A 797-nucleotide genomic window follows, 5' to 3' on the forward strand; every position below is an offset into this window, starting at 1 on the left:
TGCGGGAACGTCCGCGGTGCGCGGTGTTGCAACAGGGACCACCTATGAAACACCGACCCCGCCAAGCTCGGCCGCTGCACTCGGATGATCACCAGTGGTCGGCGGGCCCTGCGGCCATCTGTTCGATCTTCGCAAGCAGCAGCTTGCAGTTGGCCACCGGTCGTGCGGGCCGCCGAGCGGTTGGTTGCGGTGCCGCGCTTGACCGACCATAGCCCCTTCCGCGCCGTGTACGGCACCATCGCGTCCTCCCTTCGGCACCGCGTTCGCGGCAGCACCAAGAGAGCTCTGTCCAAGGGCCCAGAAACGTCGGTAGTACGGCAGCACTGACACACCTCATGTCGCTGACCGCTGACTCTCTCTCGTGTCGCCCGACACCACGTCGCGGCACGGTCGCACGCGGGCCCTGAATGCGAGGAAAGAGTGTGGCCTCCGCTTTTCCGTATGATGAGCAGTACTTGGCGCGCCGAATCCAATTGAAACGACGAGGCAGCTGGAGTGATGCGTTGAGTGGGAAAGAGATGTCTCGACGGGCCTTTCGCCTATCGGAGCGGTGGTTGACCGCGTCGGCGAGCGTTGCCGCGTACGCCGCGATCCGACTGCTCATGTGGGTCGCGCCCAGGCCGAATGGTCCCCCGAAGCGTGCAGTTGCGCGCCCACGCCGGGCCGGTAGAGTTGTGATCGTCTGGTTTGTCAAGGTGTACCAGGAGTCTTTCCTCCGCGACCGTCTGAAACAGGACGGAAGAACCTGTGTCTACCTCCCCACCTGCACGGACTACGCGCAACGGGCAGTGCTCAAG

The organism is Kitasatospora sp. NPDC058243, assembly GCF_042882025.1.
GTDB lineage: Bacteria > Actinomycetota > Actinomycetes > Streptomycetales > Streptomycetaceae > Kitasatospora.